Raw genomic sequence first — 17,677 nt, 5'->3', positions numbered from 1 at the left:
CGGTCGGGCGACGGCCCCCAGGGGTACAAGTGGGCTCATGATGCCGGTGGAAGAAGCAAGGGACGAGCTGAAGCACCTCTTGGACCGCTGCGAACAGTGGCTGGGCACGGTTGCCGAGGTCTCGGAGATCCTTCCGGAGTCGGCGACCGCCGATCTCGAGTCGGATGTCGAGCGCATCCAGGCCATGAGCACCCGCGCCCTGTCGGCCATGCTCAACGTGGCACTGCTGGGGCGGCAGTCCTCCGGGAAGAGCTTCCTGATCAGCGGTCTCCAAGGCCACCTCGAGTACGTGCCGATCATCGACGAGGACGGCGAGCAGTCGGACGAGTACCTCGGCCTCCTCCCCTCGTCCGCGAGCCCGAACACCGCCTGCCCTTCGACGATCGTCCCCGTGGGAGACGATCCCAAGGTCGACGCGACGGGCCGCGGGCTGCTGCAGGTGAAGTTCAAGGGGATCGCCGACTGGGTGGAGATCGGCACGAATCTGCACCGCGCCGAAGTGGCCGCCTACGTGGCGGCGGACGGCAACGTCACCGATCGCCACCCCGACCACGTCAACCGCCAGGTCGAGCGGATCGAGCTGCTCCTCTCCCGGACCCGTCTGCCGATCAAGCTCTTCGACCTGCCCGGCTCGGAGTCCGAGAACGAGACACACGACGACATCCTGTACGAGGCATGGAAGGAGGCCGACTGCTTCATCTACGTGAGCCAGGCCACCGAGGCCCTGACCTCCCACGAACTGAGCCTGATCAAGGATCTGTACGCCCACGCGGAACCCGGAGGCAAGCCGGTGCTCTGGGTCCTGTCCGGGATCGACCGGGCCGCACAGCGCGAGCACGGCCAGGCTGCCTGGAAGAACGTGCTGACCACCAACAATCAGTATCTGCGCGACCGTCACCGCGGAGCCGGGGACTTCGTCAATGACGGGTTCCTCCCCGTCTCGGCGGCATTGGAGGCCAGGGCCGAGCACGAGGAGGCCCACAACGGAGACGGAAGCGTGCTCAGACGACGCAGCCGCATGGGCGAGTTGCGCGAGCGCCTCCAGGCCCTGTTGGAGTCCGGCGCCGGCTACAAGCACCTGAAGCAGGTCGGTGAAGAGGCGGGCTGGCTCGTGCGGCGACGACGGCGAAGCATCACCGACATGCTCGAGGCGCATCGCGTGACCGTCGACGACCTGGAGACGCAGCGCGACCATCTCCGTGACCGTCTGGACGGCATGGACGACTCCGTCGTACGGATGCGGGCGGAACTGAACGACGAACTGGACCGCAGGATCCGTATCGCCCAGCGGCCGTTCGGCGGCCTGGCGGACGAACTGCACCGGGGCCTGGACGAGTTCATCGATTCGGGCAACCTGAGCGCCGAGCACGCCCACGACATCGACGTCCGCTATGTCCAGCTCTTCAACGAGTGGATGACCGGGCCCGAAGGACCCGGCACCCTCTGGGAGGGCGAACGCGAGGCACTCGACCAGCTCGCCCGGCAGATCCTGCGGTCGGAGCTCGAGGACGAGGACGCCGGATCCGAACTGGTCGCGCCCGAGTCGCTCGACCCCGAGACCATCCCGGCGCAGACGGAGCTGGGTCGCCCCTGGCGGGCGTACTCCATGGTCCAGACCGCGGCGAACACACTCGGTGTGGCCAGCCCCCTCGCCGGCGGAGCCGTCTGGCTGACGACCAGTCTCAGTCTCGCCACCATCGCGCTCCCCGTGGGAGCGGCCGTCATCGCCGCCATCGGCATCGCCAGGATCACGGACGTTCTCAAGGAACGGGAGTCCAAGATCCAGCAGGCCCGCCAGGAACGCAAGGCCATGATCGACGAGCAGGCGAAGCAGGCCCGTAACGGCTTCGAGGAGATGGTGCGGGGCCAGGGCCGGCTCCTGATCGACGCGGCCGAGGAGCACCATCAGCGGCACAGGGCCCGTCTGCGCTCGACGCTGGACGAGGTGGTGCACCGCATCAACGCGGACGACACGGCCAGGAGCCGTGCGATCGTCGAACGCCTCACGCCGGTCGACGAGGCGGGCCACGCCGTCGCCACCCGCATCCAGGACCTGCTCGACCGCAACCGGTCGGCCTGACTGTTCACCGTACGGCCGGAGGCCTGAAGAGGGCAGACCAGTACGGCACGTCGACCTCCGCGCGGACCGTCGTGCCGGGCGGCTGACGGTCCAGCACCTCCCAGCGGTCGGCGAGCGCGTCGACGAGGACGAGTCCGCGGCCGTGTTCGTCGAGGGGTGCGGGGGAGGTACGTCGCCGGGTTTCGGGGGGGGCGGGGTTCGGTACGGGTATCGCTGACCTCAATGCGGATGCTGCCTGTGGGAAGCGACAGGCGCAGCTCGAAGTCCCGGCCGGGGACTCGGCCGTGGGTCACCGCGTTGGCCGCCAGCTCGGCGACGATCAGCGCGACCGCCTCGGAGGCGTCACTGTCGTACGGGATGCCCCAGGCCTGGAGCTGGTTCAGTGCGAGGTGCCGGGCGAGGCGGGCGCCGCGTGGGGTGACGCTGAGGCGCTGGGTGAACATACGTAGGGTGACCGGGGGTTGGGGGTGCGGGGTGCGGGCATGCCCTCAATCTGGCGGGTGCGCGGGGCAGTTCACCAGGTGGGAGGTGCGTACGCTGCGGGAGCGTACGCGGTTACGGGGTGGACAGTACTTGTGACTGGCCGTGACCATGTGTGCGGGAGGTGACCGTCGGTGGTCGAGGGCGTGGTGGGTACGGGTGCGGGTGGTGAACCGGGAGGAGTTCGGGGATCAGGTGGGCTCTCCAAGCACACGGTGGCTTCGGTGGAGTTGGGGAGGCGGATGCCGGATCCGACGTTCGCGGAGCGGTCGGAGGCGGTGCTGGGGAATACGGGGGTGCTGACACGGGCGGCACAGCATCTGGCTCGGCAGCCGGGACTGGCGGCGTGGTTTCGGCGGTGGGCACAGTTGGAGGGCATGGCAATCACGCTGTACACGTACGAATGCCGGTTGATTCCGGGGCTGTTGCAGACGGAGGCGTACGCGCGGACCCTGTTCACGAACCAGCTCCCGCCGCTGAGCGACGAACAGATCGAGGCTCAGTGGGCAGCGCGAGCGGAACGGCAACGACTGCTGCGGGAACGGCCGAACACCGCGTTCGCCTTCGTCCTGGAGGAGCACCTGTTCCGGCGGCGAACGGGCGGCGTGGAGGTCACTCGGGAGCTCATCGACCACGTACTGGAGATCGCCGAGCTGCGGAACGTGGAGATCCAGATCATGCCGACAGCGCGGGAGACGCACGCAGGGCTCGACGGCCCGATGCAGCTCCTGGAGACCCCGGAGAACAAGTGGTTCGCCTACTGCGAGGGACAGCGAGGCGGCCTGCTCATCTCCGACCCGAAAGAGGCCAGCGTCCTCCAAAGGCGGTATGCCAGGATGCTTGCGCAGGCTCTCACCCTTGAAGACTCCGTGAGCCTGTTGCAGCGCATGCGAGGAGAGCTATGAGCACCGGCGAACTGGCCTGGTTCAAGAGCAGCTACAGCAGCGACGGCGACTGCGTCGAGGTCGCCACCTGCCCCCGCATCATCCATGTACGCGACTCCAAGATCACGGAGGAGCGTCGGCTGGCGCTTTCGCCTGAAGCGTGGGGGGGGCGTTCGTCTCCTACTGCACCACCACCCGCAGCTGACGCCCGAAGAGGGCGCCGAGCGCTTCGGCGCCCAGAACCTTCGGGTCGGGCGGTTCCGCGGCGCCTTCCTCCAGTTGCAGTGTCAGTCCTGTCAGGCCCGGAAAGACACGAGGCAACTGGCTCATGTCCGCGTAGTCCCGCAGCCCGTTGAGTTTCAGACGCCGAACACTGGGCAGCGGCGCAAGGGCGGTCAGTAGGTCCAGCGTTCCCACCGGCAGGTCGAGATCCAATGCGTGCAGCTGCTCCCGGGTCCGCAGGAAGTCAAGATGGGTGATCTTCCGGTTGTTCCTCAGGCTGATCACTTCGACGTACCTCGTGGGCAGATGAGCGTCGAGTTCTTCCGCGGTGTAGGACCCGTCCACGATGATGCTGGGGATCGGTTCCAAGTGTGGCAGCTGAGCCAGCTGCGAGCTGTTCTGAACATACAGCGAGTAAATACCGGAGTCGGCCAGCACTTCGCGGGCGTACTCCTCTGCGGGCTGGTGAATCCAACCCAGAGCGATCGGGACCCCAACGTCGATCCCGGGATGCAACGCGAACTGCTTCAGCTTCTGCCGTGCGTCCGCCGTACGGATCCTCGTGAGAGCCTCGACGATGTACTCGCCGAAACCGTCCTTCTCCCCCGGCCCCGGCAACAGTTCGACGGCCCAAGCAGCCAGGCTCGCGATGTCTCCGGCTTCTGAGTGGTTCTGCGGAGGCAGCAGGGCTCGAACGCGCCCCCTCACGACCTCCATCAGCGCCGCGTCCAGTGACAAAAGGCTGGTGGCGCACTGGGCGGCCAACACATGGAGGTACCACTTCTCCTCCCGCCCTTCCACGACGTCCCCGAACTGGACCAGCCTCTCGATGAGCAGCTGCGCATCCGTCCGCGTCGCGTGGCCGACGGCCAGCACGATCACGTCCCGCCAGGCCTCGTCGCCCCCGTGATTCAGAAGTTCGAGGACATACCCGCTCTCGTGGAACTCCTTCGCCGCGAGGAAATCCTGGAACGTCCGGTGGATGAACTGGATCGCGTCGTCCGTCCGCTCCTGCAGCAGACCACTGCGTGCGACAAGAAAACGCAGCGCTCGCTCAGGTGTCGTCTGGGTACGGATCTGCGACATGTCCCGCATCGCGAGGTCGAGTTGTTGCGTCGCCTGCTCATGGGTCATCTGCTGCTGCTCGGTCCGCACCAGCCAGATGGCGAGCCGTTGGAGCAGGGCGTGCTGTTCGTCCGAGTCGAGGCTGATGTCATCGGGGTGGGGCACGCCACGTGCGGCGTCGCGGCCGCCGAGAAGCATGGCCAGGGCAGCTCGGTACAGGGACCAGCGCGTTGTGGGCAGGAGGCCGCGGCGGCGCCGGTGCAGGGCGCAGATCACGGCGCAGAGGAGCGGGGTGCGGGCGAGATCGCGCAGTGCCGGGTTCTGCCGCAGCTGGTGGGCAAGGTCCTGTTCCAGGGAGGTGAGGAGTTGCCTCTCGTCGCCGCACCGGTGGGCGTCGTAGACGCGCTCGGCCTCCAAGCGCGCGGCGTTGTGCCAGGCGGTGACGAAGGACTGGATGTCCTCGTCGCTCATGGGCAGCAGTGTCAGTTCGGTGAAGCCCTCGGAACGGAGCCAGTCCTCCTCGACCGCGTCGGGGCGGACGGTGGCCAGGCACCGGGTTTCCGGGTACCGGTCGAGCAGTGCGGAGAGCCAGCGGCGGGCCTTCTCCCGTTCCTCCGGCGGGACTTCGTCCAGGCCGTCCACCAGGAGCAGCCCTCGGCCGGCCTCCAGGACTCGACCGGCCCAGCCTTCGGGGGCATCGTCCGAGATGACTCGTCCGGCGGACAGGAGTTCCGACACCGCCGGGAACCGTCCGCCCCGCGCGTACACCTCGCGCATCGGGATGACGAAGGGCACCAGGCCGTTCAACTGGGCGAGCTTCATGTTGAGGGTGCCGTTCGCCGCGTGGGCTGCCAGCCACCAGACGAGAGTGGTCTTGCCGGCGCCCGCCTGACCGCGTAGCAGGGCGCGAGGGCGTGTCTTCAACAGGGACTCGATGCGCTGCGCGGAGGGCCTTGCTTCCGGGCGTCCGTCCGGGGTGGCGGCCTCGGCCTCCAGACTCAGATAGGCCGTGTCGAGATCCCAGCGGGACTCGGTACGGCCGAGTTCCTCGATGCCGAAGATCTCCGTCTTGCGGTACTGCGCCGCCAGGTCCTTGGCGTACCGGGCTTCGAACAGCTCGTCCTTGGGGTGGACATCGGTGATCTCCTCGAACGTGGGATTCCAGCGGATCCGCCGAACCGATGTCATCGCGGCGTCGATCGGGGCCGCCTCGATCCTGAAGTGGGAGCGGCTCCGGGGCACCTGGGTCACCACCCCGAGGAGCACCGCTCCGGCGAAGACCGGAGCCCCCGACAGCCCCGCCAGCGGTGATACCTCACTACCTCGCTCGTCTGCGGCAGGCACGTCGAGTTCACAGACCAGGACGTTCCGCATGCGTCCGGCCATGGGCAGCACGGTCCCGCGATACTGCTCGTACTCGAGGTCGTCGCCCTGGTCCCCATAGCGCTGGATCTGGGGGAACCCGACGATCTGGCAGTGCGACAGCGGAGATGCCAGGGCAACGCGGCCCACCCGGGGCCGCCCCAAAGGCGCGGCATGCTCGGCGCTGATCACCGCCGACTCAGCCCTCAGCAGAGCGGCATCGAGGACCTCGTCAGCCCAGATGACCTCGCATTCCACCGGCCTCCTGCTCGACGGATGGATCACCTCCACGACACCGCTGCCGTCCGCCACGTGCCGCGCAGTGAGCACCAGGTTGAGGCCGAGCAGTACTCCGCTGCCCTGCCCCTCCCCAAGGACCGCCACGACCAGGTCCGCAACCCCGCCCGCGATCACTGCTCGTCGCCACCCCTACCGAACCGAGCCACACTCCCCCTGCTCTCATTCCGCACCTTCCACGGCTCCCCGGTCCGCGCGTCCAGCGCTTTGAGCGTCATCGCCACCCGATGCGTCCGAGTCGTAACTCCGCCCCCGTCAACCCCGGCCTCCACCACCCAAGCCTTCACCTTGACCCCGCCCGCGACCTCCTTACGCAGCTCAACGCTGAACTCCAGCTCGATGTCGCCCACTTCGAAGGTCACGTCCTGCCCGGACGAACGCCCCGCCGCTGTGATCAGTTCGTCCCGTACAGCCTGCACGGCGTCGGCCAGTTCAATCCGGTTGTCGGTCATGTGACCAACGCTAGAGAGCCGTTGGCGTCCGCCGCCATCGGTTCACGCCAACCGCCGTGGTCGCGAAGCCGAATGGCCGTCCAGCAGCGCCGGCCCCAGCGGCGTGACCGAGTGCAGTACGGCCTTCCCCGCCTTGCGCAGGATGCCGACGTGATGGCCGGCCGTGGCCGGGGAGATGCCCGCGTCGTGGGCGAGTTCGGTCGTCGTGACTCCCATGTTCCGCGACCGATTCCAGGATCCCGGCACGGGTACGCCGAGGAGGGCGTTCAGGGCGCGGAGTCCAGGTGCGCCGCCGCCCGGTACCGCCTCGTGGGTCATCGGACAGACCACGGCGCACTACCGGCCGTGGGCGGCGCGTCCGGCGTCGAAGCGGGCGCGGATGCCGTTCCGCCAAAGGGTCGGAGCACAGCCGAAGTAGCTCCTGAACGTACGCGCCAGATGTCCCACGGCCTCCCTGTCCCTGTCGGCGAGCAGCCCCGCCCACGGCGGCAGTCGTCGGCCCGCGCGGGACAGTTCCACCAAATCGCCCCGGAACCGCTGCCGCCGCGTGGACAGCAGGGCGCCGATCCCGGCGTCCAGGCCGCCCGTGCCGACCGCCTGGGTGAGGAAGTCCGCCGAGTAGCCGACGGGCGGAGCCAGGCGGAGCAGCGGGCGTACGCCAGCGGGCAGTTCGCGGCGCACCCTGTGCCGCCAGCCGCCGAAGACGGCGACCAGCCTGCGGTCCGTACACCACGCCACGCACCCGCCTTCGATCCGGATCGAATCGAACTCACCTGTCCTGCAACGAACTTGACGGCTGCCCACTTTGCCTAACCGACAGCCCGTCAACAGCATCCCTTCCTACGGTGCCGTGTTCATGACAGACACTTCGAAGGCAACCCCCACCGCGTTCGGTCGCCGCACCGTACTGATCGCCACCGGCGCCACGGCCGCCTCCCTGGCCATCACCGCCGCCGCGCCCGAAGCCCCCACAGCCGAGGCGGCCGACACGGCCCCCGTGGCAGCCGCGGCCGTCTGCACCCTCACCAAGGAGATGACCGAAGGCCCCTACTACCTCGACGGACAGCTCGTCCGCGCCGATGTCAGCGAGGACAAGACCGGTGTCCCGCTGAAACTCACGCTCACCGTCGTCGACGACGACACGTGCGCCCCGCTCGGCAACGCGCTCGTGGAGATCTGGCACTGCGACGCGCTCGGCGAGTACTCCGGTTTCGTCGGGGGCAACGGGCACGACGAGCCGGACAACGGGACGTTCCTGCGGGGCGGGGTGCTGACCGGCTCCGACGGGGTCGCCCGGATCACCAGCGTCTATCCCGGCTGGTACCGGGGGCGGTGCATCCACATCCACGTGAAGGTGCACACCGACGTCACGCTGACCTCCGACGGCTCCTTCGAGGGCGGTCAGGAGCTGCACACCGGGCAGCTGTTCTTCGACGAGGGGATCACCGAGGACGTGGCGGAGGTGGCCGCGTACGCCGCCAACACCGTGCCCCGGACGACCCTCGCGCAGGATTCCGTCTACGACGAGGGAGGCGCCGCGTCCGGCCTGCTGACGCTCACAGCGCTGGGCAGCTCGGCGTCGTCCGGCTACGCGGGCACGCTGACACTGGGCGTCGAGACGGGCTGAGTACCGCCTGCGGGCCGGTGGGGGCGCGCGAAGCGGCGCCCTTCAGGGGCGCGGGGAACTGCGCGGCCCGCCCCCACCGGCCCGCAGCTCACACCACGCCGGAACGGACATCGGTGGCCCCCTCGGCCGCGGGCCGACTCCGCGAGACGACGTTCATACCGCCCGCATCCACGACACGCATCTGAAGCGAACCGCACCCGCAGCGGGTCCACACCGTGTGGCCCGCCGCGGTGCCGTGCCGGGACACCACCTGGAAGGGCTCCGCACGGTCGGGCCAGCCGCAGTACGGGCACGCGTCGCCGGCGGGCCGGCCATGGGGGTGGGCTGTGCTGGTCATCTGTCTGCAACTCCTCGTGCGGGTGGTCGGGTGGTGGACCGTCGCGACACCTCCAGCGTGTAACGGACCTTCGTGTACGTCCAGGTTGACTTTCTGGACCTCACCTTGAAGCGTGGACTTCATGATTGATCTGCGCCGGCTACACGTACTGCGGGCCGTCGAGCACTACGGCACGGTGACCGCCGCCGCCCGCGCCCTGCACCTCACGACGTCCGCCGCCTCGCAGCAGGTCCGCCAGCTCGCGCGTGAGCTGGGCGTCGATCTGCTGGAACCCCAGGGCCGCGGCGTACGGCTCACCCAGGCCGCGCGGAGTCTGATCACGCACGCCGACGCGATCCAGGCCCGCTGGGAACGGGCCGAACTGGATCTGCGGGCCGACCACGGCGATCCGGCCGGGCTGCTGCGGGTGAGCGGCTTCCCGATGGCGATCTCGGTGCTGCTCGCCCCGATGGCGGCCCGGCTGCGGGAACGCCACCCCCGGCTCTCCGTACGGATACAGGAGGCGGAGGTCCCGTCGAGCTTCGACCTGCTCTTCGAGGGCGAGACCGATCTCGCGGTCGTCGAGGCGACCCCGCGCAACCCGCCGCTCGGCGACGCCCGCTTCGACCAGCAGCCGCTCCTGGACGACCCGTTCGACCTGGTCGTGCCCGACCGTCACCGGCTGGCGGGGCTGCGCAGGGTCGATCTCTCGGAGGCGGCGCGCGAGGACTGGATCGCGCCGGTCCAGGACAGCCCCTGCCGGGTGCACGTGCTCTCGGCGTGCGGCGCGGCCGGCTTCACCCCCGACGTCGTCCACCACGCGCTGGACTGGAACGTCATGGCCCACCTCGTCGCCCACGGTCTGGGGGTCGCCCTCATCCCCCGGCTCGCCCATCTGACCCCGCACCTGCCCATCACCCGCGTCCGGTGCACCGGCGACCCGCACCGCAAGCTCCTCACCTGCACCCGCGCCGGCGGCCACGAACGCCCGGCCGTCGCCGCGGCGTTGGGCGAGCTGCGATCTCTCGCGCCGACGGCGGTGGCCTGACGTCGACAGGAACAGCCTTTATGGTTCCGAATTGGAGGTTCGTCGCGGTGGCGGGAAGGTGAGTTGAGCTGTGGAGGCGCTGGGGCAGGCGGAGAGTCTCGACGAGCTGCTGCGGCTCGTACGGCGGCACGGGAGCCCCACGGAAGTGCTGAGGTGGCTCGGCCGGCGGATCGGGGCGGACGCCGCGTGGATCGGACGCCAGGGCGCGATCGAGGCGGCGACGGCGGGATTCCCCCGGCAGGTCGCCGACGAGCTGCGTGACCAGGTGGTACGCCTGACCCACGGTCGGCTGGCCGCGGCCACGACGCAGGCCGGCGAGCTGGAGGTGCATCTGGAGGCCTTCGGCGCGCTCGAGCCGCGTCCGGTGCTGGTGACGGTCAGCGCCTCGCCACTGCCCCGGGAAGCCGTACTGCTGGCGTCGCAGGCCGGTGGCCTCGTCGAACTGCTGGGACGGGCGTCGGAGGGCGACGCCGGCTCACGCGGCTACGAGGCGAAGGCGGCGCAGCTGCGGTTCGCGGTCCTGACCGCCCTGCTCGCCGGGGACGTCACCATGGCGCGGCGGATGACCACGGGTGACGTACCGCCGCTGCTGAACGCGGAGCGCGTACGGGTCCATCTCCTGCACTGCCCGCCGGACGACCGTGACCGGCTGACCAGGACCTATCTGGACTCGTCGGGCTATCACGGCCCGGGGCTGATGGTGAACTGCCCGGTGTTCAAGGAGCAGCTGATCTGCCCCGTCGCCGAGGACCCGGAACTCGGCGGCCGTTTCCAGCAGGGCGAGATGCTGCGGCGGCTGGTCAGGGACAACCCCGGGTACGCGCTGGGCGTCAGCAGACCGCACCCGCTGGCCGCCACGGGCGAGGCCTACGGCGAGGCCGTGCACGCCCTCGCCGTCGCCCGCAACTCCCCCGACCGGCTGGCCGCCTACCGGGGACGGCCCTCGCTGGTGCACGTACTGCCCCGCCGGGCGGCCCTCGCCTGGGCGCGCGCCTACCTGGAGCCGCTGCACGACGCACCCAAGCCCACCGTGGACGTCATCCGCCTGGCCGTGACGTTCACCCGGTCCGGTGTGGCCCGTCTGCTGCACCTCAGCCGCACCACCGTCACGGCCCACTGCCGCCGGGCGGAGGAAGCCCTGGGCATCGACCTGGGCGAGGTACGCACCCGTGCCACGCTTGATCTGGCCCTGTCCCTCAGCCCGCTCCAGCCCGATCCCACCGACGCCGTCCAGCCCGTCGCGCCACCGCTCGGCGAACTCCTGCGCACCGCTCCCGCCACCGCCTGGGCGGAACCCTTCCTCCGCCCCCTCCACGACACCCGGCACCGCGATCTCTACCGCACGGTGGAGGCCTGGATCGACGCCAACACCGATGCCCAGCGGACGGCCGCGCGGGTGGGTCTGAGCCGCAACACGGTCCGCACCCATCTGCGCGCCGCCGAGCGCCTCCTCAACCGCGACCTGCTGACCACCGGTTCCGGCATTCACGACCTCGTGCACGCCCTGCGCGTCACGACTGCGCACCGTGCACACCCCACGGACGAATCTGGCCACCGTGCACGGTGGTCGCCGAAGCACGCCGCCTCCTAACGTGCTCACTGGAGGGGCAGTCGGCACCGACGCCCCACCCATCCGGTGCAGCGGCGAATGGTCCACGGGGGAGACCATTCGCCGCCCGCCCCGTCAGGGGCGCGGAGAACTGCGCGACCAGCCCGCACGCACCCGCAGGAAACGAACAACCCGAGGCCCCCTACACGGCAACGACCCGCCGCTCCCCCGCATCCCCCTCCGGCACCTTCTCCCTCCGATGCGCCCGGATCGAGTACGTCAGCGCCGCAGCCCACACCACATAGACCAGGCCATAAACGACCCCACTGACCACACCCGACGCCCCGGCCCAGTCGCTCCTCAGCAACGTACGCACGTTGGTGACGACGATGACCCCGCCCACCGCAGACCCCAGCACCCGCGCGGGCAGCAACCGCACCAGCCAGGCCGCCACCGGCGCCGCCACCATCCCGCCGAGCAGAAACGCGGCGACCCACCCCCGGTTCAGCCCCTGGGAGCCGAGCGAGAAGAGAAACCCGAGACTCGCGGCCACGGCCACGAGGAACTCGCTCGTGTCGATGGACCCGATCACCTTGCGCGGCTCCATCCGGCCACCGGCCAGCAACGCCGGCGTACCGACCGGCCCCCAGCCGCCACCCCCGGTCGCGTCCAGGAACCCGGCGACCAGACCGAGCGGCGACAGGAACCGTTTGCGCAGCGGCTTGCCGAGATTTCCCTTGGGCAGGCCGCGGAACGTGAACCGGGACAGCACATACAGCCCGAGCCCCAGCAGGATCAGCGACATCACCGGCTCGGCGGTCCCGGTGGACAGCCCGGACAGCACGGTCGCGCCGAGGAAGGCCCCGACCGCACCGGGGACGCCGATCTTCGCGACGACCTTCCAGTCCACGTTCCCGAACCGCCAGTGCGAGGCGCCGGACATCAGCGTCGTACCGATCTCGGCGAGGTGGACGGTGACCGAGGCGGCGGCCGGGTTGGTGCCCATCGAGAGCAGCATGGTGGTCGAGGTCACGCCGTAGGCCATGCCGAGGCTGCCGTCCACCAGCTGGGCACCGAGGCCCGCCAGGGCGAGCAGTACCAGCGTGCGCATCGTGTCCGTCCCGTCTTCTCGCGTTGTCCCCCCGAAAGGTGGAAGGGACGCACGGGACGGTAGGTGCCGAAGCTGAGGATTGCCTGAGCGGGAGATGAGCACACGGCACAGACACCGTCACCGGCCCCACATACGGGTGCCCCGGCCGGAGGGGACCGGGGCACCACAAACCGTCGGACGAGCGGCCGCCGGGCGGACCGGCCCTCAGGCCAGCCGGATCACGTTCCAGGACAGCGGCTCCAGGACGGCCCCCAGGGTGCCGTCCTGGAGCGTGGTCCCCTGCACGGCCCGCGGCGCGACCCGGTCCGGCTCGGCGAGCGTGTTGCGGGCGTCCGGATCTGCGTCCGCGAGCACACCGTGCTCGACGACAGAGGTCAACTCCAGCCCGTTCAGGGTGACTTCGAGCGGCAGCGCCTCCGTCCGGCTGCGGTTGACCGCGAAGACGGTGACCGAGCCGTCCTCCGCGCGCACGGCGGTGGCGTGCAGCAGGTCGGTCTCCCCGTACTTCCTCGTCTCGTACGTGGGCGAGTCGACCCGTACGTCGAGAACCTCCCCGCGCCCGTACCGCGAGGCCTGCGCGAACGGGAAGAACGTCGTCTGCCGCCAGGCCGGGTCGCCCGGCTCGGTCATGATCGGCGCGATGACGTTGACGAGCTGGGCGAGACAGGCGACGGTCACGCGGTCGGCGTGCCGCAGCAGCGCGATGAGGAGCGAGCCGAAGACGACCGCGTCCATGACGCTGTAGTTGTCCTCCAGCAGGCGGGGCGCCTCCGGCCAGTCCCGCTCGGCGGAGTTCTCGATCTCGTGCCACCGCGACATGTACCAGACGTTCCACTCGTCGAAGGAGAGGTTGATCTTCTTCTTCGACTTGAGCCTCGCGCCGATGTGGTCGCAGGTGGCGACGACGTTCTCGATGAACGACTCCATGTCCACGGCGGAGGCCAGGAAGGAGTCGACATCGCCGTCCTGGGGCTCGTAGTAGGCGTGCAGGGAGACGTAGTCGACGAGGTCGTACGTCTCCGCCAGAACCGTCGCCTCCCACTCGGCGAAGGTCGGCATGGACTGGTTGGAGGAGCCGCAGGCGACCAGTTCGACGGAGGGGTCGATCTGCCGCATCGCGCGGGCGGTCTCGGCGGCGACCCGTCCGTACTCCTCGGCGGTCTTGTGGCCGGTCTGCCAGGGGCCGTCCATCTCGTTGCCGAGGCACCACATTCTGATGCCGAACGGGTCCTTGTCACCGTGGGCGATCCGCTGCTCGGAAAGGGCGGTGCCGGCCGGGTGGTTGGCGTACTCCTGGAGTTCCAGGGCCTCCGCCACACCCCTGGTCCCGAGGTTGACCGCCATCATCGGCTCGGCCTGCGGACCGATCTTCTTCAGGAAGCCGATGTACTCGGAGAGCCCGAAGCGGTTGGACTCCGTCGACCGCCAGGCGAGGTCCAGCCGGCGCGGCCGGTCCTCGGCCGGGCCGACCGAGTCCTCCCACTTGTAGCCGGAGACGAAGTTGCCGCCGGGGTAGCGGACGGCTGTGACGCCGAGTTCGCGGACGAGTTCCAGTACGTCCGTCCGCAGGCCCGCTTCGTCGGCCTCGGGGTGGCCGGGCTCGAAGATGCCGGTGTAGACGCAGCGGCCCAGGTGTTCTACGAACGAGCCGAAGAGACGGGGGTTGACTTCGCCGATGGTGAAGGCGGGGTCGAGGGTGAAGCGGGCCTTGTCTTGCATGGTCGCCTTTCGGGGTGGGTGGTTCCTGTTTCGTTGGCGGGTGCGGGTGGGTGGGGGCTGGTCGCGCAGTTCCCCGCGCCCCTAAAAGCGAGGGACCGACCGGGACTTTCCAGCTCGGGCGACTCAACTGGAGGGATATGTAAGGGAGTTCACTGGCCCGCGAGGCCCGTGTGGGCGATGCCGGTGACTATCTGGCGTTGGAAGAAGACGAAGACGATGATCAGGGGCAGGCCCGCCATGAGGCCGCCGGCCATGAGCTGGGCCCACTGGATGCCGTAGGAGTTCATGACGGTCGCGATGCCGTTCGGCATGGTCATCAGGTCGGGGTTGTTGGTCACCATGTAGGGCCACAGGAAGTTGTTCCAGGACGCGATGAAGGTGAAGATGCCGACCGCGGCGAGGGAGGGGCGGGAGAGCGGGAGCACGATGGTGAAGAAGACCCTCCAGCGGCCCGCGCCGTCGATGAAGGCGGCCTCCTCCAGTTCGCGCGGGATGCCCTGGAAGAACTTGTAGAGGATGTAGACCATCGCGGCGGGCGCGCACTGCGGCAGGATCATGCCCCAGTAGGTGTCGACCATCCCCATCTGCTGGACCGTGGTGAAGAGGGGGACACCGAGGACCGCGGGCGAGACCATCAGGCCGGTCATGACCAGGCCCAGAAGGGCGTTCTTGCCGCGGAACTCCGTGCGGGCGAAGCCGTATCCGGCGAGTGCGCTGACGCTCAGCACCACGGCTGTCACGCACACCGAGACCACCAGCGAGTTCACGAACCAGTTGGTGATGTTGCCGGTCTCGAAGATCGCCGACCATGCCTGGGTCGTCCAGTCCTTCGGAAGCCAGTGCGTCGGCACCTCGACGGCCTCGGTCTCCGACTTGAGCGAGGTGAACAGCGCCCAGGCGAGCGGCGCGAGGAACACCGCGGAGACGGCGGCGCCGAGGAGGGTGAGCACGATCTGGCTGGCCGTCCAGGGCTTACGGGGCGCCTTGCCGGTCGTCTTGCGCGTCTTGACGCGAATCTGTGCGGCGGTGCTCATCGGCCGCCCTCCTCACGGTTGCGCAGCAGCCACATCCGGGCGAGGGCGACGGCCGCGATGATCACGAAGAAGATGATGGAGATCGCCGAGGCGTAGCCGACGCGGTAGCTGGTGAAGCCCTCTTCGAGGGTGTACTGCACGAACGTCCTGGTGGATCCCTCGGGTCCGGGCAGGAAGTCCATCATCACCACGGCCTGGTCGAAGACCTGGAGCGAGGCGAGGATCTGCAGGGCGACGACGAGGCCGGTGATGTTCCGCAGCATCGGCAGGGTGATGTGGACCATGCGGTGCCAGGCGTTCGCGCCGTCCAGCTTGGCTGCCTCGTAGAGGTGCGCGGGGATGCCCTGGAGGGCGGCGAGGTAGAGCAGGAAGCTGAAGCCGACCGTCCACCACAGGGTGCAGACGACGACGGCGAGCATGGCGTACGACTTGTCGGTCAGCCACGCCGTCTCGATGCCGAAGACGTGGTTGATCATCCCGGTGCCGGGGTTGAACAGCCACTGCCACAGGTTGGCGGCGACGGTGGACGGCAGCAGGAACGGAGCGAAGAAGCACAGCCGCCACAGCCATGTGACGCGTTCGATGTGGTGGGCCAGCATCGCGAGGAGGAAGGCGAGGACCGTGATGCAGGGCACGACCAGGAGCGTGAAGTACGCGCTGTGGCCCAGCGATTCCCACACCAGCGGGTCGTCCAGGGCCTCGCGGTAGTTGTCGAGGCCGATGAAGCTCGTGGCGTCGCCGGAGATGTTGGCGTCCGTGAAGCTGAGGTAGAGGCCGCGCAACAGCGGCCAGATCACGAACAGCGCGAACAGGACGAGGAACGGGGCGACGAACCAGGCGCCGTGCTGGAAGCCCTGCCTGCGGCGGACGGTGGCGCCGGCCGCGGCGGTCCTCGCGCGCGTCGGAGCGATGACGGTCTGTGCACTGGTCGCCGTCATGCGACCGCACCTCCCTGCGCGGCGGTTTGGCCGTCCATGGGGTTCTTCATGGCGAGCAGTTCGGTGAGCGTGCTCCTCATCCGGCGGGCGGCGGTGTCCGGCTTGGCGGAGCCCATCGTCGAGGAGACGACGACCGGGCCGACGCGCTGGGCCAGGATGCCGGTGGACCCGGCGAACCACACCTTCGGCTCGGTGGCCTGGTGGTCCATCGCCGAGACGTACTCGCTCTGCGGGTTCAGCTTCTCGTAGGCGTCCGTGGACAGGGTGGGCGTGTAGGCGGGGATGTGGCCGCCGCCCGCCCACTGCTGGGCGTGCCGGACGATGTGGGCGGCGAGCTGGTGCGCGGCCTCGTTGGCGGCTCCGCCGCGGTCGGACTGGTGCGGCAGCACGAACGAGTGCGACTCGGCGTGGGTGGCCGGCCTGCCGAAGACGGGCGGCAGCGGGGTGGCACCGTAGTCGAGCTTCGCGCTGTCGAAGACGGGCACCGACCAGTTGCCCTCCCAGACGAAGGGGCCGCCGTTGACGAACTGTTCGGCGCCCGCGCCGCCCGCGAAGCCCGGGTCGACGTACCCGTCGGTGATGTGCCGGCGCAGGAACTCCAGTACCTGGGTGGCCTTGTCGGTGTCGAAGGTGACCTCGCCGTTGGCGTCGTCGAACCAGGTGCCGCCGAGCTGGGTGTAGAAGGCGACGAAGAACCACCACTGGAAGTTCTGGTCGCTGGACCACATGCCGATGGTCTGCAGGCCCTTCCTGGTGGCCTTCTTGGCCTCCTTGAGCACGTCGAACCATTCGTCGACGGAGGTGACCGGCACGATGCGGCCGTCGTCGCCGAGCAGGCCCGCCTTCTTCAGCACGTCCTTGCGGTAGAAGCAGAGTTGTACGTGGATGTCGAGCGGGAGGGCGTACAGCGTGCCGTCGATGACGGCTCGCTTCCACAGCTCGGGGTTGAAGTCCGCCTCCCGCACGCCGTACTTGGCCAGCAGGCCGGCGTCCCAGGGGTCCAGGAGCCGGCCCGGGGAGAAGCCGGGGACCCGGCCCAGGTGCATGACGCCGAGGTCGGGTGCGCGGCTGCCCGCCGCCGCCATGGCCAGCTTGGTGTAGAAGGGGCTCCCCCACTGGAGGGTGGAGTCCTTCACGTCGATGCCGGGGTTCGCCTTACGGAAGGCGTCCAGCATCGCGATCATGTTGTACCCGTCGCCGCCGCTGAAGAGGTTCCAGTAGCGGACGCGGGTGTCCGCACCGGAGGCGAGCGCGTCCGCCCCGGTGCCGAGTGCGGCGAACCCGAGGCTGCCCGCGACCGTCAGCCCGCTCAGTCCCGCCAGGATCTGCCTGCGATTCAGGCCAGGTCGTCCCATACCTTGCCTAACTGTTCGAGATTTCGATGGATGCTCGCAACTTCGAACGGGACCGTAGATAGGAAGCGCTTACTAGTCAATGGTTCGCGCAAAAACAGCGGCCCCCGTCCGGCGATCGGACGGGGGCTTCGGTTGGGC

The 17,677-nt window shown here is 69.3% G+C and carries 14 protein-coding genes and 3 pseudogenes; 6 read left to right on the top strand and 11 right to left on the bottom strand.

All coding sequences use genetic code 11. The annotated features are described in order from the left end of the window. The first annotated feature begins 37 nt into the window (after positions 1–37). Positions 38–2,080 (top strand): dynamin family protein, encoded by a 2,043-nt coding sequence (locus QF035_RS35545; protein ID WP_307524786.1) that lies wholly within the window; start codon positions 38–40, stop codon positions 2,078–2,080. Between the two features lie 4 nt (positions 2,081–2,084). Here QF035_RS35545 and QF035_RS35540 read toward each other — a convergent pair. Further along, positions 2,085–2,523 (bottom strand): annotated as a pseudogene (locus tag QF035_RS35540) (ATP-binding protein). A gap of 205 nt (positions 2,524–2,728) precedes the next feature. Here QF035_RS35540 and QF035_RS35535 point away from each other — a divergent pair. After that, a pseudogene (locus QF035_RS35535) lies at positions 2,729–3,465 on the top strand (DUF5753 domain-containing protein); the annotation flags it as partial. Continuing rightward, positions 3,462–3,608, top strand: a pseudogene (locus tag QF035_RS35530) (DUF397 domain-containing protein); the annotation flags it as partial. The pseudogenes QF035_RS35535 and QF035_RS35530, both read left to right, overlap by 4 nt. Before the next feature lie 16 nt (positions 3,609–3,624). Here the strand turns inward: QF035_RS35530 and QF035_RS35525 are convergent. Genes QF035_RS35525 through QF035_RS35510 form a run of 4 tightly spaced genes read right to left on the bottom strand, consistent with a single transcriptional unit; the run spans position 3,625 to position 7,580 of the window. Continuing rightward, on the bottom strand, positions 3,625–6,477 hold the full coding sequence (locus tag QF035_RS35525) for an NACHT domain-containing protein (protein WP_307524785.1): 2,853 nt from the start codon (positions 6,475–6,477) through the stop codon (positions 3,625–3,627). A 26-nt stretch (positions 6,478–6,503) separates the two neighbouring features. Then, positions 6,504–6,842: a trypco2 family protein gene (locus QF035_RS35520; protein ID WP_307524783.1), complete on the bottom strand. Its 339-nt coding sequence runs from the start codon at positions 6,840–6,842 to the stop codon at positions 6,504–6,506. 42 nt (positions 6,843–6,884) lie between these two features. Then, complete coding sequence (locus QF035_RS35515) at positions 6,885–7,160, bottom strand: winged helix-turn-helix domain-containing protein (protein ID WP_307524781.1); 276 nt, start codon at positions 7,158–7,160, stop codon at positions 6,885–6,887. An 18-nt stretch (positions 7,161–7,178) separates the two neighbouring features. After that, positions 7,179–7,580 (bottom strand): hypothetical protein, encoded by a 402-nt coding sequence (locus QF035_RS35510; RefSeq protein WP_307524779.1) that lies wholly within the window; start codon positions 7,578–7,580, stop codon positions 7,179–7,181. 118 nt (positions 7,581–7,698) lie between these two features. On the opposite strand from QF035_RS35510, the gene QF035_RS35505 reads away from it, so the two are divergent. Then, on the top strand, positions 7,699–8,469 hold the full coding sequence (locus QF035_RS35505; protein WP_307524777.1) for an intradiol ring-cleavage dioxygenase: 771 nt from the start codon (positions 7,699–7,701) through the stop codon (positions 8,467–8,469). 88 nt (positions 8,470–8,557) lie between these two features. Here the strand turns inward: QF035_RS35505 and QF035_RS35500 are convergent, their stop codons facing one another. Further along, positions 8,558–8,806 (bottom strand): hypothetical protein, encoded by a 249-nt coding sequence (locus tag QF035_RS35500; RefSeq protein ID WP_307524775.1) that lies wholly within the window; start codon positions 8,804–8,806, stop codon positions 8,558–8,560. Positions 8,807–8,927: 121 nt separating this feature from the next. Between QF035_RS35500 and QF035_RS35495 the strand changes: the two genes are divergently transcribed. Continuing rightward, the gene (locus QF035_RS35495) at positions 8,928–9,833 is read left to right on the top strand and encodes a LysR family transcriptional regulator (protein WP_307531677.1); all 906 of its coding nucleotides are present in this window, start codon (positions 8,928–8,930) and stop codon (positions 9,831–9,833) included. Positions 9,834–9,903: 70 nt separating this feature from the next. Further along, on the top strand, positions 9,904–11,424 hold the full coding sequence (locus QF035_RS35490; protein WP_307524774.1) for a helix-turn-helix domain-containing protein: 1,521 nt from the start codon (positions 9,904–9,906) through the stop codon (positions 11,422–11,424). Between the two features lie 160 nt (positions 11,425–11,584). On the opposite strand, the gene QF035_RS35485 is transcribed toward QF035_RS35490, so the two are convergent. The 5 genes from QF035_RS35485 to QF035_RS35465 all read right to left on the bottom strand — a co-directional run bounded on the left by QF035_RS35485 (position 11,585) and on the right by QF035_RS35465 (position 17,539). Next, complete coding sequence (locus QF035_RS35485) at positions 11,585–12,493, bottom strand: sulfite exporter TauE/SafE family protein (RefSeq protein ID WP_307524772.1); 909 nt, start codon at positions 12,491–12,493, stop codon at positions 11,585–11,587. Between the two features lie 204 nt (positions 12,494–12,697). After that, complete coding sequence (arfA, locus tag QF035_RS35480) at positions 12,698–14,212, bottom strand: arabinosylfuranosidase ArfA (RefSeq protein ID WP_307524770.1); 1,515 nt, start codon at positions 14,210–14,212, stop codon at positions 12,698–12,700. A 149-nt stretch (positions 14,213–14,361) separates the two neighbouring features. Continuing rightward, a complete protein-coding gene (locus tag QF035_RS35475; RefSeq protein WP_307524768.1) occupies positions 14,362–15,246 on the bottom strand; it encodes a carbohydrate ABC transporter permease in 885 nt (294 codons plus the stop codon). Next, complete coding sequence (locus QF035_RS35470; protein ID WP_307524766.1) at positions 15,243–16,184, bottom strand: carbohydrate ABC transporter permease; 942 nt, start codon at positions 16,182–16,184, stop codon at positions 15,243–15,245. The genes QF035_RS35475 and QF035_RS35470 overlap by 4 nt, the downstream gene beginning before the upstream one ends. Next, entirely contained in the window at positions 16,181–17,539 is a 1,359-nt protein-coding gene (locus QF035_RS35465; protein ID WP_307524764.1) for an extracellular solute-binding protein, read from the bottom strand. Before QF035_RS35465 ends, QF035_RS35470 begins: the two co-directional genes overlap by 4 nt. Positions 17,540–17,677: the final 138 nt, after the last annotated feature.

The sequence above is a fragment of the Streptomyces umbrinus genome (assembly GCF_030817415.1).
GTDB lineage: Bacteria > Actinomycetota > Actinomycetes > Streptomycetales > Streptomycetaceae > Streptomyces > Streptomyces umbrinus_A.
This window is presented reverse-complemented; position numbering and strand designations above follow the sequence as displayed.